General features: G+C 72.3%; 16 protein-coding genes and 1 pseudogene. 6 read left to right on the plus strand and 11 right to left on the minus strand.

Annotated elements, in window-relative coordinates; all coding sequences use genetic code 11:
* Position 1 precedes the first annotated feature (1 nt).
* Positions 2–1192 (plus strand): GTP-binding protein, encoded by a 1191-nt coding sequence (locus tag ADK64_RS40355; RefSeq protein WP_078993136.1) that lies wholly within the window; start codon positions 2–4, stop codon positions 1190–1192.
* Between the two features lie 244 nt (positions 1193–1436).
* On the opposite strand, the gene ADK64_RS48575 is transcribed toward ADK64_RS40355, so the two are convergent.
* The 3 genes from ADK64_RS48575 to ADK64_RS40370 are packed head-to-tail and all read right to left on the minus strand — an operon-like array spanning position 1437 to position 2633.
* Positions 1437–1847 carry an integrase core domain-containing protein gene (locus tag ADK64_RS48575; RefSeq protein WP_267888604.1) on the minus strand — a complete coding sequence of 137 codons (411 nt, stop codon included), beginning with the start codon at positions 1845–1847 and terminating at the stop codon, positions 1437–1439.
* Positions 1747–2358 (minus strand): IS3 family transposase, encoded by a 612-nt coding sequence (locus ADK64_RS46870; RefSeq protein ID WP_234384916.1) that lies wholly within the window; start codon positions 2356–2358, stop codon positions 1747–1749. Before ADK64_RS46870 ends, ADK64_RS48575 begins: the two co-directional genes overlap by 101 nt.
* Complete coding sequence (locus ADK64_RS40370) at positions 2346–2633, minus strand: transposase (RefSeq protein ID WP_053667100.1); 288 nt, start codon at positions 2631–2633, stop codon at positions 2346–2348. The genes ADK64_RS46870 and ADK64_RS40370 overlap by 13 nt, the downstream gene beginning before the upstream one ends.
* 557 nt (positions 2634–3190) lie before the next feature.
* Between ADK64_RS40370 and ADK64_RS40375 the strand changes: the two genes are divergently transcribed.
* Positions 3191–3865, plus strand: a complete 675-nt coding sequence (locus ADK64_RS40375) for an ankyrin repeat domain-containing protein (RefSeq protein ID WP_053667102.1) — start codon at positions 3191–3193, stop codon at positions 3863–3865.
* A 12-nt stretch (positions 3866–3877) separates the two neighbouring features.
* On the opposite strand, the gene ADK64_RS40380 is transcribed toward ADK64_RS40375, so the two are convergent.
* A complete protein-coding gene (locus ADK64_RS40380) occupies positions 3878–4951 on the minus strand; it encodes an NAD(+)/NADH kinase (RefSeq protein ID WP_053667104.1) in 1074 nt (357 codons plus the stop codon).
* 113 nt (positions 4952–5064) lie between these two features.
* Entirely contained in the window at positions 5065–5817 is a 753-nt protein-coding gene (locus tag ADK64_RS40385) for an AraC family transcriptional regulator (RefSeq protein WP_053667106.1), read from the minus strand.
* 54 nt (positions 5818–5871) lie between these two features.
* On the opposite strand from ADK64_RS40385, the gene ADK64_RS40390 reads away from it, so the two are divergent.
* Positions 5872–7110, plus strand: coding sequence for an MFS transporter (locus tag ADK64_RS40390; protein ID WP_078993137.1), 1239 nt, complete (start codon positions 5872–5874; stop codon positions 7108–7110).
* A gap of 66 nt (positions 7111–7176) precedes the next feature.
* Positions 7177–8679 (plus strand): purine-cytosine permease family protein, encoded by a 1503-nt coding sequence (locus tag ADK64_RS40395; protein ID WP_053667108.1) that lies wholly within the window; start codon positions 7177–7179, stop codon positions 8677–8679.
* A gap of 55 nt (positions 8680–8734) precedes the next feature.
* On the opposite strand, the pseudogene ADK64_RS40400 reads toward ADK64_RS40395, so the two are convergent.
* Positions 8735–8974: pseudogene (locus tag ADK64_RS40400) on the minus strand (alpha-L-fucosidase); the annotation flags it as partial.
* Positions 8975–9148: 174 nt separating this feature from the next.
* Here ADK64_RS40400 and ADK64_RS40405 point away from each other — a divergent pair.
* Complete coding sequence (locus tag ADK64_RS40405) at positions 9149–9547, plus strand: SseB family protein (RefSeq protein ID WP_053667111.1); 399 nt, start codon at positions 9149–9151, stop codon at positions 9545–9547.
* Between the two features lie 203 nt (positions 9548–9750).
* The gene (gene pqqB, locus ADK64_RS40410; RefSeq protein ID WP_234384917.1) at positions 9751–10647 is read left to right on the plus strand and encodes a pyrroloquinoline quinone biosynthesis protein PqqB; all 897 of its coding nucleotides are present in this window, start codon (positions 9751–9753) and stop codon (positions 10645–10647) included.
* A 31-nt stretch (positions 10648–10678) separates the two neighbouring features.
* Here the strand turns inward: pqqB and ADK64_RS40415 are convergent, their stop codons facing one another.
* The 5 genes from ADK64_RS40415 to ADK64_RS40435 form a co-directional block, all read right to left on the minus strand.
* Positions 10679–11077, minus strand: coding sequence for a MarR family winged helix-turn-helix transcriptional regulator (locus tag ADK64_RS40415; protein ID WP_053667113.1), 399 nt, complete (start codon positions 11075–11077; stop codon positions 10679–10681).
* A gap of 72 nt (positions 11078–11149) precedes the next feature.
* Positions 11150–11500 carry a VOC family protein gene (locus ADK64_RS40420; protein ID WP_053667114.1) on the minus strand — a complete coding sequence of 117 codons (351 nt, stop codon included), beginning with the start codon at positions 11498–11500 and terminating at the stop codon, positions 11150–11152.
* A 416-nt stretch (positions 11501–11916) separates the two neighbouring features.
* Entirely contained in the window at positions 11917–12948 is a 1032-nt protein-coding gene (locus ADK64_RS40425; RefSeq protein ID WP_053667116.1) for a LacI family DNA-binding transcriptional regulator, read from the minus strand.
* Positions 12945–13850: a carbohydrate ABC transporter permease gene (locus ADK64_RS40430; protein ID WP_053667119.1), complete on the minus strand. Its 906-nt coding sequence runs from the start codon at positions 13848–13850 to the stop codon at positions 12945–12947. The genes ADK64_RS40425 and ADK64_RS40430 overlap by 4 nt, the downstream gene beginning before the upstream one ends.
* On the minus strand, positions 13847–14821 hold the full coding sequence (locus ADK64_RS40435; protein ID WP_053667121.1) for a carbohydrate ABC transporter permease: 975 nt from the start codon (positions 14819–14821) through the stop codon (positions 13847–13849). Before ADK64_RS40435 ends, ADK64_RS40430 begins: the two co-directional genes overlap by 4 nt.
* Between the last annotated feature and the right edge of the window lie 10 nt (positions 14822–14831).

Raw genomic sequence — 14831 nt, forward strand, 5'->3', positions numbered from 1 at the left:
CATGTACAAAGGTCTGTTGAGCGTGGTCACCGGCAACACCCCCGGCATCCGCGGTGCCGTGGTCGACCAGGTGCTGCGTCTCTCCCCGGAGGCCACGGTGCTCGCGGTGTCGGTGGAGGGCCGGGAGGACGGGGGATACCCGGTCGTCCAGCGCTTCCTGTCCGGCACGGGCACGAGCGCGCGGGAATCCAGTCCGCAAGGTGTGACGGGGGACCCGGTGGTGGTCCTGCGCCAGGACCTCCTGGCGCTGCGGCGGGCGCCGGGCCCGGGGCGGACACATGTCGTACTGGCCCTCCCCGCCACCGTCGAAGTCGTCCCCTTCCTGGCGGAGTTGTGGCGCGCGCGGGTCGCGAGCGGCCCTCTGACGGACTTCTACGACCCGGCTCCCGTCGTGGTCGGCGTAGACCCGGCCACGTTCATGGCCGACCTCGGCTGCGTTCACCGGTCCGTACGCCTGTGGAACGGGCGCGACCTCGGCGAGCCGCTGACGACCGCCGAGGCCGCGGCCCGCCAGGTGGAATCGGCGGACGCGGTGGTGGTGCGGGCCATGCCGGCCGGAGACGACCGCAAGGCGTCCGGCGCCGCCGCCCTCATCGGCCACCTGAACGGGGAGGCATTGGTTGTCACGTCACCCGGCGGAGACGCGCCGGCGCCGGCATCGCTCGCCGAGGCCCTGCCGTCCGGCACGGCCCACGCCTGGCAGGCGCGGCTGGAGCCGGTCCTCGCGCCGCGGTCACCGCGGGTGAGCAGGCATGGCGTGGAGTCGGTGCTCTGGCGGGCCCGCCGTCCTCTGCATCCCGGGCGGCTGGCCGACGCGCTCGACGCCGTGATGCACGGCGTGGTGCGCGGCCGCGGTCACCTGTGGCTGTGCAGCAGCCCCGACGCGGTCGTGACCTGGCACTCGGCCGGCGCGTACCTGGAGCTGAGGGAGGCGGACCGCTGGCTCGAGGCGCACGACACGACTGCCTGGGAGGCCGCCTCGCCCCAGCGGCGGACGCTCGCCTCCTGGTTCTGGCACGACTACTACGGCGAGCGTCGCAATGAACTCCTCCTGACCGGCACAGACCTGGATGAGCGACGGATCCGCTCCGCGCTGGACGCGGCCTTGCTCACCGATGCCGAACTGGCGCTCGGCCGGGACGGCTGGAGGACGGTCCCGGACCCACTCCTCGGTGGCGTCGATCCGCGCTGACGCGCGGCGGTCACCGCCCGCCGGGGCCTACGGCTGCCCGCGGCGCTGCGACCCGGGGACCGACGTCGTCGGCTACCTCACCGATGGCCTCGCGCCGGTCGTCCAGGTCCAGAAGTACGCGCCAGAGCGCAGCGTGTCCTCACAGCCGGTAAGGCGCCCCCGCAGGCGACGGGCGTACTGGCCCCCCTTTCGCTGCAACCGGACGGCACGGGTCTGTCAATCCCCTCCGAACGTGGAGACCTTCCTATGCAGCCAGTTCCTCGGTGAGGGTGGCTCGGTGGTCGTGTTCGTAGTCGATCGGGCTCCTGAAGCCGCAGACGCTGTGTAGCCGCCGCGCGTTGTAGAAGTCGGTGATCCAGGTGGCGATCCTGATCCGGGCTTCGGCGCGGGTGGCGAACGTGTGCCGGTGGACGTATTCGACCTTGAGAATGCTGTTGAACGCTTCGCTGACGGCGTTGTCGAAGCACGATCCGACGCGGCCCATGGACGGGAAGACGCCCAGCCTGCGGCAGACTCGCCGGAACCTTCGAGAGCCGTACTCGCTCCCGCGATCACTATGAAAGATGACGCCCCGCACCTTCGCCGCCACGGGTGGCCGCGGCCATATTGAGTGCGGCCACGACCAGGCCGGCGTCGTGCTGGGCGCCCATCGCATAGCCGAGCAGGCGGCGGGAGAAGAGGTCGATGACCGTGGCCAGATACAGCTTGCCCTCCCCGGTCTCGATCTCCGTCATGTCCCCGCACCAGACAAGATCGGGCCCATCGGCGGTGAAGTCCCGCTTCACGAAGTCCGGTGCGGCGGGCCGTTTGCCCGCTCGGGTCAGCCCCCTGCGTCTGCGGACCCTCCGGGCGACCAGGCCGAGTTCGGCCATGAGCTTGACGATGGTGTTCACCGACACCCGCCAGCCCCGGCGCATCAGCGTGATCCAGATCTTCGGGGAGCCGTACGTGTCGCCGGACTTGGTGAAGATCTCCTTCACCGCCTCGGCCAGCTGCTGCCGGCGGACCTCACGGCCGGTGGGCCGGCGGTTGCGATGCTTGTAGAACCACGACTCGCTCACGCCCAGAGCGCGGCAGGAGACGCGGTGCGGGATGCCGTGCAGGGTCCTTTGGTCACCGATCGCCCCGACGACGGACGCCGGGTCCGCCACGGCTACTTCACCCACAGGACCATGCAGCGTTTGAGGACATCACGCTCCATCGCGAGTTCCTTGTTGCCCCGTTTGAGCTGGGCGTTCTCCCGCCGCAGTCGCTCCAGCTCGTCATCCCCGCCGCCCGGCGCGGTGCCCGCGCGGCGGGCCCGCGACACCCAGCTGGCCAGCGTGGTCTCGTTGATCCCCACATCCTTTGCGACCTCGGCGATGGTCCTGCCGGTCTCGGTGACGATCCGTACGGCACCCTCACGGAACTCCGCATCGAACTTCCGTCGCTTCTCTGCCATGACTCCCAACTTCCCCTGCAGTCACGGTCTCCACGCTACGAGGGGAGGGACATCGACTTCCGGTGCTGGTTCTGTGCTGACTTCCGTGGCCAGAATTGCAGAAAGCCGCAGGTCCTAGCCCCGATCGAATGAGTTGTCGTACCACTCGACGGTCGTGCCGATGAGGCTGGCGGCGACGATACGCGGGAGGTTGGCGGGGGTCGGGGGAGCGGATGGTGCTGGGGATGCCATGTGTGCTGGGGATGCCATGTGCGCCACTTCCTCGTGTGCGGTGGGGACGGGTGGGTGTCGGCACACCGTAGGAAGGGGCAGGTCAGGGGCACATATGGCGGGACTACATAGTTCTGGGTCGGACTATGCGCGCAACCACCATGCTGTGAGGCCGGCGATCACCACGCCGACTGCGCGCCGCCGTGATCGGTGCCGGGCGCGTCGACGGCAGCACCCTGGCCACGGCGACCGGGACGTTCCGCGACGACGACGCGTCGTCACGGGCGGGTTCGCCCGGTGCTCAGGCAAGTGGCGCAGGACAGCCGGGGGTTCCTACACTCACCCACGTGGATCACGAGAACGTCGCGCACTGGGACGGCGTCACCCGCCGGTCCAGCTTCAAGGACACGTACGCGGCCCAGCGCGACCGGCTGGCCGACGCCGCACGGGACGGTCACTGGCACACCGTGTTCGAGATCCTCGAGAAGGATCGCAAAGCGGTCAACACCGCACGGCTGGAAGGCCGTAGCGGCTACACGCTCCTGCACCAGGCCGCCTGGCACGGCGCCTCCGCCGAGACAGTCGGGCGTCTGCTGGAGGCCGGCGCCTGGCGCACCCTGCGGGCCGGCGACGGAGCCCGCGCAGTGGACATCGCGGCCCGGCGCGGCCACCATCACATCACCGCCGCGCTGTGCCCGGAGATCCGGCACCCCCTGCCGGCCGACGTGACCGGCCGCCTCCAGTACCACCTGCACCGGCTGATCCGGCACCGGGCGGGCCTGGAAGACGGCTCCGACCTCGCCACCCAGCAGGGGATGCGGCTGCCCGAGGTGGAGGTGCTGACCGAACTGTCCCACCCGGTGTGCTGGTTCCCCGTGCCCGGCATGTACGGCGGTTTCAAGATCCGCCTCAGCGACTCCGAGCTGACCGTGGACAGCTGGATCCGTATCGTCGGCGGCTCGGAGCGCACGGACGTGGTCAGGGTCGACGGGGTGAACGTCCAGGAGGGCGGGCAGCTGTGACGGGGCCCGCGCTCAGGGCATCCGTGGCCCGTCGGCGGGGACCGGGGGCAGCGCGAGATGGGCCAGATCGCCCGGCGGGGGAGTGGTCACCGGCCACAGCGGGGCGGCGTGCCCGTCGGCCAGCGCGGCCGGGGCGTCGGTGAGGTTCATGCGCTCGCGCAGCCGGCCGTAGAAGTCCGTCGGGCCCAGCCGTACGGCCTTGAGCCGGCGGGGCGCGGCGTACACGCCGATCCAGTCCCCGGGGCTCAGCACTCCGCGCAGCTGGCCGTCGATGCTCACGGCCGCCTGGCCCGACCGCTCCAGCACACGCAGCGCGATGGGCTCGTCGGGAGCGGCCACGACCGAGCGGTTGAACACCATGTGCGGGGCGACCGGCGTGAAGACCAGCCCCTCCGCGCGCGGTGAGACGACCGGGCCGCCCGCCGCGAAGCTGTACGCGGTGGAGCCCGTGGGCGTGGCCACCAGCAGCGCGTCGGCGGAGTAGGAGGCCAGCAGCCGGCCCGCGAGATAGACGCCGACCGACACCTGCCGGTCCCGGGCCAGCTTCTCCAGGACGACGTCGTTGAGCGCGGTGACGTTCAGCGCGACGCCCCAGTCGCTGCCCGTCTCGCAGTCGCCGCGCACCCGGGGCGGCGGCAGCATCGGCCCGCGCCCGTACCGCACCAGCGCCTCCATCTGCGCCGGGACCTCCAGCCGGCACGACGCGCGCATGGTCAGCAGCATCCGGCTCTCGACCGTGATCCGCCCGTCCCGTACGGCGTCCAGCGCCACACGCACCGCCGAGGCCGGGACCTCCGTCAGAAAGCCGACGCGGCCGAGGTCGACGCCGAGCACCAGGGCGTCGTGCTCGGCCGCCAGCCGGGCGCCACGCAGAAAAGTGCCGTCGCCGCCGAGCGTGACGATCAGATCCGGATCGCCGGCGGCCTCGACCTCCTCCAGCGCGCTGTGCCGCGCGCCCTCCTGCCACACGTCGATGTCGGCACAGCCCACGGCGTGCTCGGCGCACCACTCGCGCACGGCCCGCGCGGCAACCACGGCCTCGGTCCGTCCGCCGTGCACCACCAGGCCGACACGGTTCACCGTCATACCCGCCTCCGCCTCCCAGCCGGCTGCTCCCGGGCGCCATCCTCGCCGCGCACCCGGTCGGCGCGGCGCGCGCCACGCCGCCGGGTGCCGCGACCGGACGCGTCCCGCCGCCGTCAGCCGAAGGTGCCCACCGGGCGGGTGCCCGGGGTGTGGCCGAAGGTGCGCCGGAAGACGTCGATGAACGCGCTGGCCGAGGACCAGCCGCAGCGGTGCGCCACCGTGGTCACCGGCGTCCGTTCGGCCAGCAGCACCAGCGCGCGGTGCAGCCGTGCCTGGGTGCGCCACTGCGGAAAGGTCATGCCGAGCTCGCGGCGGAACAGCCGCGACAGCGTACGGTCGCTCGCCCCGACCTCCCGCCCCAGCTCGGCGAGGGTACGGCCGTCGGCCGGATCGGCGAGCAGGAGATCGCACAGCCCGCGCAGCAGGGGCGACGACGGCGCCGGTAGGTGCAGCGGCTGCTGGGGCGAGGCGCGCAACTGGTCGAGCAGCACCGCGCGCAGCCGCGCACGTTCGGGACTGCCGTCGTCCGGGGTGCCGGTGTGGGCGATGATCAGCTCCCGCAGCAGCGGGGACACGGCGAGCACGGTGGGCGTGTCGAGGGCCAGCGGGTTGTCGCCCGCCGGCAGCCCCACCAGGTGCAATTCCAGCTCGCCGTGCGCCTCGTGGGCGTGGACCGTACCGGCGGGCACCCACAGGGCACGGGTGGCCGGGGCGACCCAGGAACCGGCGTCGGTGGTGACGGCCACGACGCCCCGGCCCGCGTAGACGATCTGGTGGTCGTCGTGCCGGTGGGCGTCGATCGCCGAGCGGGACGCCAGCAACCGGGTGCGTGTCGGAGCGATCGGCTGATGGCGGATTTCTGTCATGACCTGGCAGTTTATCGAAAGCGCGTCAGACCGGCCCGGCCGGAGCATGACGGGGTGCGAAAGAATGCCTCGATCACCCTGCTGTCCGTGGGACATGCCTGCGTCGACGTCTACCAGGGCGCGACAGCGGCCCTGATCCCCTACTTCGTCGCCGAGCGCGGCTACGGCTACGCCGCCGCCTCCGGTGTCGTCCTGGCCGCCTCCCTGCTGTCGTCGGTGGCGCAACCGCTGTTCGGCGCCCTCACCGACCGCCGGGCCGTCCCCTGGCTGCTCCCCGTGAGCACGCTCCTGGCAGGCCTCGGCACAGCCCTGTGCGGGCTGGGCGGCGGCTACGGCCTCACCCTGCTGTGCGTGGCGGTCACCGGGCTCGGCGTGGCTGCCTACCACCCCGAGTCCGCCCGCGTCGCCCGGCTCGCCAGTGGGGGTACGCACCGCGGTATGGGCTGGTTCTCGCTGGGCGGCAACCTGGGTTTCGCCCTCGCCCCGCTGCTGGTCGCCGCGGTCGTGGGCACGGGCGGGCTGCGCCGGACCCCGTTGCTGGCGCTGCCGGCGCTCGCCGGGACCGCGCTCTGCCTGGCCGCACTGCGCACAGCCGGGCGCCGCCCCGAGGCCCGCACCGCCGCTGCGGCCACACAGACCCGGGGCGACGACACGGCGTCGTTCGTGCGGCTGTCGCTGGCCGTGGTGTGCCGCTCGATCGTGTTCATCGGCCTGAGCAGCTTCCTGTCCCTGTACGCGGAACAGCGCCTGGGCGGCGGCGCGGGCGCCGGCACCACCGCGCTGTTCGTGCTCTACGCCGGCGGCGCGGTCGGCTCCGTGCTGGGCGCCGCCCTGGCCGACCGGTGGGACCGGGTGACGGTGTGCCGCTGGTCGTACCTGGTCTCGGTCGTGGCGGTCGCCGGTGTCGTGTGGGTCCCCGGACCCGCCCTGTACCCCTGTGCGGCGCTGGCCTCCGCCGGCCTGTACGTGCCGTTCTCCCTCCAGGTCACGCTCGGCCAGGACTACCTGCCCTCGCGGGTCGGCACGGCCGGCGGCATCACCCTCGGGCTGGCCGTCAGCGTCGGCGGGCTGGCGAGCCCGCTCATCGGCCGGCTCGCCGACGCCACGTCCCTGCGCACCGCCCTCGCCCCGCTCGTCCTGATGCCCGTACTGAGCTGGCTCCTCCTGCGCACCCTGCCCGAGCCCGCCGCACCGCTCCGGCGGACGGGCGAAGACGCCCCGCTCGCGCCGGTGACCAGCGGACATCAACTCGACGAACGCGTCGTCCGGTTCGCGCCGGCCGACCGCGATTGACGCTCCCCGGGCACCGGCCTAGCGTGAATCGGACACGTCCGGACAGGCAGGACAGGTGGCTCGGTGATGGCGCGCCCGCAGGACCTTCTCGACGACAGATACCCCGGGCGCCCGATCCAGGTGGAGAAGCACGGGCTCGACGTGATCGGGGACGCGGAGCGCACGGGCGGCCCGCGCATGCTGTTCTGGCCCTGGTTCGGGGCGAACGTCTCCGTCCTCGGACTGAGCTACGGCGCCTTCGCGCTCGGGTTCGGCATCTCCTTCTGGCAGGCCCTGGCCGCCGGCGTGCTGGGCATCGTCGGCTCGTTCCTGCTCTGCGGATGCGTCGCGGTCGCGGGCAAGCGCGGTTCCGCGCCGACGATGGTGCTCAGCCGGGCCGCGTACGGGGTGCGCGGCAACCGGCTGCCGTCCGTGATCTCCTGGATGCTCACCGTCGGCTGGGAGACGGTCCTCACCGCGCTCGCCACGCTGGCCACCGCGACCGTCTTCGGCCGGCTCGGCTGGGGCGGTGGCACGGAGACCGAGGTGGTCGCCCTCATGGTGGTGGCCGCGCTGACCGTCGTCGGCGGGGTCATGGGCTTCGGCCTGATCATGCGGCTGCAGACCGCGATCACCGTGATCACGGGCGTCCTCACCGTCGTCTACGTCGTCCTCGTCGCCGACCGGATCCACTGGTCCACCGTCAGCGCGATCCCGGCCGGTTCCCCGCAGCGGTTCATCGGCGCGCTGGTGTTCATGATCACCGGCTTCGGCCTCGGCTGGGTCAACGCCGCCGCCGACTACTCCCGCTATCTGCCCCGGAGTTCGTCCGGCCGGGGCGTGGTCGGCTGGACCGCCCTTGGTGCCTCCCTGGCCCCGCTGCTGCTGCTCGTCCTCGGCCTGCTGCTGGCCGGTTCCTCGCAGGCGCTGAGCACGGCCGTCGCGGCCGACCCGATCGGCGCGCTGACGACGCTGCTGCCCACCTGGTTCCTGGTGCCGTTCGCCGTCGTCGCCGTCCTCGGCCTGGTCGGCGGCGCCGTCCTCGACATCTACTCCTCCGGCCTGGCCCTGCTCTCCGCCGGCCTGCCGGTGCCCCGCTCGCTGGCCGCGTTCTTCGACGGCGTCCTGATGATCGCCGGCTCGGTGTACATCGTGTTCTTCGCCGGTGACTTCCTCGGCCCGTTCACCGGCTTCCTCAGCACGCTCGGCGTACCCATCGCCGCCTGGTGCGGCATCATGCTCGCCGACCTCGCCCTGCGCCGCAGCGACTACGACGACGGTGACCTCTACCGCCCGCACGGCCGCTACGGCGACGTCCCCCTGCCACCCCTGCTGCTCACCCTCGCCGCCACCGCCGTCGGCTGGGGCCTGGTCACCAACACCTCGTCCGGCTGGCTCAGTTGGCAGGGCTACCTCCTCACGCCGCTCGGCCTCGGCGGCAGGACCGGCCCCTGGGCATACGCCGGCCTCGGGGTCCTGGCCGCCCTGGCGCTCACCTTCCTCGGCACCCTGCTGACGGGCCGTGGCCGGATCCGCGCCCAGGAGGCCAAGGCACCGAGCCCGGCGCCGGACGAGGTGCTCCCCACCTGACGGCCGCGCAGGTAGCCGTCTTCGACACGCGGCGCGTCTTCGGGCGGCAGCCGGGTCAGGAACGCCCCGTGCCCCGGTACAGATCCGGCTCACCGTCGAGTTCCACGGCGAGCACGGTGGCGTACTCGCCTGCGTCCGCGTCCCCGGCCGCCGGTGCGCCCAGCCAGGCCACGCCCGGCACCTCGTGCGGCCCGCCGGTGACCCTGTGGCCCAGCTCGGCGCCCGTGCCCAGGACGCTCACCCGGCGCTCCCGGTTGCGCAGCCCGCGTACGGACACCGTCTCGCGCGGATCATCCTCCTCGTCGATGTTCACCGCGTGTCACCACCGCGGACGCCCGCCCGCCACCGGACCTCCCGCCGATCCTCACGCATGTCCCGCACCCCACCGGGTACCCGAACCGTGGTACGCCCGGGCGCTCGATCCGCGCCCCGGGTGGCCCGTATCACCGCCGCTACCTGGGGATTTGCCATGGAGACACCCGCACACCACCACTCGCCGACCCCCGCCCGGCAGGCGCTGGACGCGCTGGCCGTGAACACCGAGGACCAGAGCGCGCTGGACACCCTCGCCCACAGTGACGTGCTCGTCCCGGTGCCGGACGACTCGGCCGACGGGGAGGGCGCCGACACCGCGACCCTGGCGCTGCCGGTCCTCGAAGCGCCGGGAGGCGACCCGGTCGTCCCCGTGTTCACCACGGAGGACGAGCTGGCCCGGCTGCTGCCGTTCGTCGACCGCTACCGCCTGGTCCCGCTCGGCGCACTCGCCGCCCAGTGGCCCGACGAGGACCTCTGCCTCGCGATCGACGGCAACTCGGCACACGGCCTGACGCTCACTTCGCAAGGGGTACGCACCCTGCTGGCGCGCTGATCGGGCGGCCCCGAAAAGGGGCGCGGGCAACCGCGCGGAGCACCCGAGCGCACTCGCACCCGCGCACGAGAGCGACCACCTCACCCCCTTCGGCCCCCGAACGGCCGGAACTGCCCCCTGAACCGGGGTGGGCACCTGCCTCCGGGAGGGAAGATCCCACCGGGAGACGGGAGAGACAGGTCCGGGCGAACGCGAAGGAGCCGATGGTCGTGAGGGTCGTCCTGCTGGGCACCGCCGCCGGGGGCGGCTTCCCGCAGTGGAACTGTGCCTGCGAACTGTGCACGGCAGCCCGGGACGGCAGGCTGCCCTCCCGGACCCAGGAGTGCGCCGCCGTCACCGGCAACGGCCGCGACTGGTGGCTGCTGAACGCCTCGCCCGATCTGCGTACCCAGCTCACCACCACACCCGCGCTACGGCCGGGCCCCGGGCCCCGGGACACCCCGCTGCGCGGTGTCCTGCTCACCGACGCCGAGGCCGACCACGTCATGGGCCTGACCGAACTGCGCGGAGCGGCGGGCCTGAAGGTCTACGCCGCCCCGCCGGTCCGCGCGGTCCTGGCGCCCGTCCGCGCCGCCCTGGACCGCTACGCCCCGTGGGAGTGGGCGGACAGCCTGGCAGCCGGCGGGTTCGTGCTGGCCGGCGGACTGGTGGTGACGGCCCACCCGGTGGGCGCGAAGATCCCGAAGTACGTACCGGCACAGGCGCCGGGGCCGGCCGGCCCGTGGGTGACGGCGTACCGGATCGAGGACCTGGCCAGCGGGGGCGTGCTGGTGTACGCGCCCTGCGTGGGCGCGTGGAGCGCCGAGCTGGACGAGCTGTGCGCCGAGGCCGACTGCGTGCTGCTGGACGGCACCTTCTTCGCGGCGGACGAGATGGGCACGACGGTACGATCCGGCGCCGGGCAGGCGGCCATGGGACACCTGCCGGTCACGGGCCCGGAAGGCACCATCGCCGCACTCGCCCGCCATCTGGGTGCGCGCCGGGTCTACACCCACCTCAACAACACCAACCCGCTGCTCGACCCGGCGTCACCGGCGCGCGCGCGTGCCGCCGAGGAGGGGATCGAGGTGCTGCCCGACGGCGCCGAGCTGGTGCTCTAGGGCGCTTCCCGGTTCGCCGCGCGGGCGGCTGCTAGCGGTACTGCTCGGCCAGCATGCGCTCCAGCACCGCCCGCTGGAGCGGCAGCACCTCCGTGTGGAGTGCCCGGCCCCTGGCGGTGAGTGCCACCCACACCCCGCGCCGGTCCTCCGCGCACACCGAGCGCTCGACGAGCCCGTCCTTCTCCAGCCGGCCGATCAGCCGGGACAGCGCGCTCTGGCTGAGATGCACCCGTCCGACCAGGTTCTGCACCCGGCAGTGGTCGCCCTCGGCGGGCGACTCGGCCGCCAGGATGTCCAGCACCTCGAAGTCGCTGGCGCCCAGCCCGTGCGGGTGCAGGGCCCGGTCGATCTCGCACAGCGTGCGCGCGTGCACCGCGAGGATGTCCCGCCACCGTTCCTCGAGCCGTGCGTCGGCCGTCGTGACTGCCATACCCGCACGGTAGCACCGATCCGGCCAGTCGTTGAGTGTGCAACTAGTGCGGGTGCGGGCGGCGTCCGGGGCTCAGGCGGCCGGGTCCTGGAGCAGGCCGATCAGGTTGCCGTCGGGGTCCTTCACGGAGGCGACCAGCCGGCCGTTGCCGACGTCCCGCACGTCCTGGAGCACCTCCGCGCCCGCCTCCACCAGGGCCGCGAGCCGCTCCCGAAGGTCCGTGACGTGCCAGAACGGCACCGGCCCGGTCAGGCCCTGCGCGTGCCCGTTCGGGTCGAGCCCGACGTCCTGCCCGGCGGCCTTGAACCCGATGTAGTACGGCTCGTCGGCGTACGGCTCGACGCCCAGCAGAGCGGTGAACAGCGCCTTGGCCGCCTTCGGGTCCTTGACGGGGTAGATGATCGTCTGCACGCCTGCGCTCATGAATCTCACTCCTCGTGGTGCGTGGTCCGACGGGCTTCCCCGTCGGTCCTCCCACGCTAGGTCCGCGGAGCCCGCCCCGGCTTCTTCGATCCTGACCGGTTGCGGGCACCGGCGGCCTACCCGTCGTGGAGCACCTCCGCGACGGTCGGCCGGGCCGCGCGCCGGGCGGGGATCAGGGCGCCCAGGACGTCGATCAGGACACCCGCGAAGGCCAGGAGCGCCAGGAGCGGCGTAGGCCGGACGTGGCCTGCGCGACCGGGCCCAGGCGGTGGTGCCGGCGTACGAGACGGGTCTGGTCGCGCCCCGCAGCCGCAGGGGGGGCGCGTGGCCGGGTGAGACATGCGGCTCCGTGGGCGCGATCACCCCCGGCGGAGCCGCAGACGCCTGACGGCCCTCCTGGCACCCCGGCGGCCGTATCAGGCCGACTCGCGCCGCACCAGCTCCGTAGGCAGAATCACCGCCGCCGGATCCTCGCCCCCCATCTGCGCCAGCAGCACCCGCACCATCTCGTTGCTGATCCGGTCCCACGGCTGCCGGATCGTGGTCAGCTCCGGGGTCGCGGCCGTCGCCGCCGGGGAGTCGTCGAAGCCGCCGACAGCGATGTCGTCCGGCACGCGCTTCCCGGCCCGGTGCAGCGCCGCCAGCACGCCCTGAGCCATCAGGTCGGAGGCCACGAACACCGCGTCCGTGTCCGGGGCCTGCGCCAGCAGCCGCTCCGCGCCCGCCTCACCGCTCGCCCGGCTGTAGTCACCGGAGACGATCAGGCTCTCGTCGGCGCCGATGCCCGCCTCGGCCAGCACCTCCTTGTAGCCCGCGAGCCGCTCCACACCACCCGGGGTGTCCAGCGGGCCGGTGACCACACCGATCCGGCGCCGGCCCAGCGACAGCAGATGCCGGACCATGTCCCGCGCGCCGTCCCGGTCGTCGGCGGCCACGTAACTCACCTTCGAGCCGAGCCCGATCGGCTTGCCGCAGGCGACGAGCGGTACGCCCGCCTCCCGCAGCTCCTCCGCGACCGGATCACCGCAGTGGCTGGAGACCAGCAGCACCCCGTCGACATGTCCGGCGGTGATGTACCGCGTGATACGCCGCCGTTCGTCCTCGGTGCCCGCCAGCATGAGCAGCAGCGGCAGGTCGTGCGCGGCCAGCGCCTGGGTGCACCCGCGCAGCAGGACATTGAAGTTGGGATCCTCGAAGAACCGCTCCTGCGGCTCGGTCAGCAGAAAGCCGACCGAGTCGGAGCGGCCGGTGATCAGCGAGCGGGCGTGCCGGTTCACCACGTACCCGGTCCTGCGGATGGCGGCGTCGACCGCCTCCTGCGCGGCGGGAGAGACGTAGTGCCCGCCGTTGAGCACGCGTGAGACGGTGCCGCGCGAGACGCCTGCCTCGCGCGCCACGTCGTGGATCGTCGGCGGTTTGCGCCGGCCCCCCGGATTGCTCATGGTCATGACTTTACGGCCCCAGACAGCAGGTCGAGGCTCCAGAACCGTTGAATGACCAGGAACAGCGCGATCAGTGGAAGGACCGCGAGGAACGCGCCCGTGATCACCAGGGTGTACAGCGCCGGGGTGTTGGCGCCCTGCTCCAGCAGCGTGTACAGGCCCAGCGTGAGCGGGAACCGCTCGTCGTCGCTGAGCATGATGTACGGCAGCAGGAAGTTGTTCCACACGGCCACGAACTGGAACAGGAACACCGTGACCATGCCGGGGATCATCATGGGCAGCGCGATCCGGGTGAAGATCCGCCACTCGCTCGCCCCGTCCATCCGCCCGGCCTCCACCACGTCGGCGGGGACGGCGGCGGCCGCGTAGATCCGGGACAGATAGACGCCGTACGGCGAGAGGATCTGCGGCAGCAGCACGGACAGGTAGGAGTCCGTGAGGTTCGCCTTCGCCAGCAGCAGGTACTGCGGGACGGCGAGGATCACCGGAGGCATCAGCACGCCCGCGAGCAGGACGTTGAACATCGTCTCGCGGCCCCTGAAGCGGTAGGTCGCGAGCGCGTAGCCGCTGAACGCCGACACGGCCGTCGACAGCAGGGCGCCGAGACCGGCGTACAGCGCGGAATTGCCCATCCACTGCCAGTAGATGCCGTCCCGGTAGGCGTTCAGGTCCTTGATGTTCTGCGTGAACCCGGAGCCCGGCAGGAAGGTGAAGGTGGAGAACAGCTCGTGGCCGGACTTGGTGGACGCGATCACCACCCAGGCGACCGGCAGCAGCGTGTAGACCGCGCCGAGCAGCAGGGTGATCGTCGGCACCAGGGCGATCCGGCGGCGCAGCGGCGGACGCCTCGCCGTACCGGGGGTGGTGCCGGCGGCCGGGGCGGCCTGGTGGACGGCGAGGGTGCTCATCGCGCCTCCTGCTTGTTGCGGCGGTTCGCGGCCCGCAGGAACCCGAACGACAGCAGCAGCGTGACCAGCGCGATCAGGGTCGCCTCTGCCGCCGCCGAGTAGATGTCGTTCCGGCCGAAGGCGTCCTGGTACACCTTCATCAGCGGACTCCAGGTCGTGTTGACGGAGTTGGTGAGCGGCTTGAGGGTCGTCGGCTCGTTGAACACCTGGAGCGTCGCGATGATCGAGAAGAAGAAGGTCAGCACCAGCGAGGGCGCCACCATCGGGATCTTGATCCGCAGGGCGGTCTGCAGGGGGGTGGCGCCGTCCAGCTTCGCCGCCTCGTACACCTCGGCCGGAATCGACTTCAGCGAGGTGTAGATGACGATCATGTTGAAGCCGGTGCCGCCCCAGACCGCGATGTTCGACAGGGCGAGATAGAGCGGACCGCCGTCCAGCAGGTTCGGCTGCGGCAGGTGGAGCTTTCCGAGCACGTAGAAGAAGGGGCTCACGTCCGGCAGGTACAGGAAGCCCCACAGCAGCGCCGCCACCACACCGGGGATGGCGTACGGCAGGAAGATCGCGAGCCGGGTGAACGGGGCCAGCCGCACCTTCTCGGAGTCCAGCATCAGCGCGAACAGCAGGGCGAGGCCGAGCATCACGGGTACGACGATGCAGCCGTATCCGGCCACCCGCAGCGCGCCGTCCAGCAGCTCGCTGTCCTTGAAGGCGTCGGTGTAGTTCTCGAAACCGGCCCAGACCTCCTTGCGCGCGCCCGATCCCAGGCCGAGCCCGGAGACATGGACCTTGCGGAAACTGAGCCACAGTGCGTACCCGACGGGCAGCGCGAAGAAGAGGGCGAACAGGATCGTGGCCGGGAGGAGGAAGGCGTACGGGGCCCCCTGAAGCCGTAAGGATTCAACATGGTGTTTCGCTGTCTTCTGTGACGGATGCGAGTACCTCGGCGGTCGTAGCGAAGCGCCGTTCGGCAAGTGTCGGAAC

It is taken from the genome of Streptomyces sp. MMG1121 (assembly GCF_001280015.1).
Taxonomy (GTDB): Bacteria; Actinomycetota; Actinomycetes; order Streptomycetales; family Streptomycetaceae; genus Streptomyces.

Excerpts from the sequence above, each read along its gene's own strand:
- ADK64_RS40355 (WP_078993136.1), top strand. The coding sequence starts at position 2 with ATGTACAAAGGTCTGTTGAGCGTGGTCACCGGCAACACCCCCGGCATC.
- ADK64_RS48575 (WP_267888604.1), bottom strand. The coding sequence starts at position 1,847 with ATGCGATGGGCGCCCAGCACGACGCCGGCCTGGTCGTGGCCGCACTCA.
- ADK64_RS40370 (WP_053667100.1), bottom strand. The coding sequence starts at position 2,633 with ATGGCAGAGAAGCGACGGAAGTTCGATGCGGAGTTCCGTGAGGGTGCC.
- ADK64_RS40380 (WP_053667104.1), bottom strand. The coding sequence starts at position 4,951 with ATGACGGTGAACCGTGTCGGCCTGGTGGTGCACGGCGGACGGACCGAG.
- ADK64_RS40385 (WP_053667106.1), bottom strand. The coding sequence starts at position 5,817 with ATGACAGAAATCCGCCATCAGCCGATCGCTCCGACACGCACCCGGTTG.
- ADK64_RS40395 (WP_053667108.1), top strand. The coding sequence starts at position 7,177 with ATGGCGCGCCCGCAGGACCTTCTCGACGACAGATACCCCGGGCGCCCG.
- ADK64_RS40405 (WP_053667111.1), top strand. The coding sequence starts at position 9,149 with ATGGAGACACCCGCACACCACCACTCGCCGACCCCCGCCCGGCAGGCG.
- pqqB (WP_234384917.1), top strand. The coding sequence starts at position 9,751 with ATGGTCGTGAGGGTCGTCCTGCTGGGCACCGCCGCCGGGGGCGGCTTC.
- ADK64_RS40415 (WP_053667113.1), bottom strand. The coding sequence starts at position 11,077 with ATGGCAGTCACGACGGCCGACGCACGGCTCGAGGAACGGTGGCGGGAC.
- ADK64_RS40420 (WP_053667114.1), bottom strand. The coding sequence starts at position 11,500 with ATGAGCGCAGGCGTGCAGACGATCATCTACCCCGTCAAGGACCCGAAG.
- ADK64_RS40425 (WP_053667116.1), bottom strand. The coding sequence starts at position 12,948 with ATGACCATGAGCAATCCGGGGGGCCGGCGCAAACCGCCGACGATCCAC.
- ADK64_RS40430 (WP_053667119.1), bottom strand. The coding sequence starts at position 13,850 with ATGAGCACCCTCGCCGTCCACCAGGCCGCCCCGGCCGCCGGCACCACC.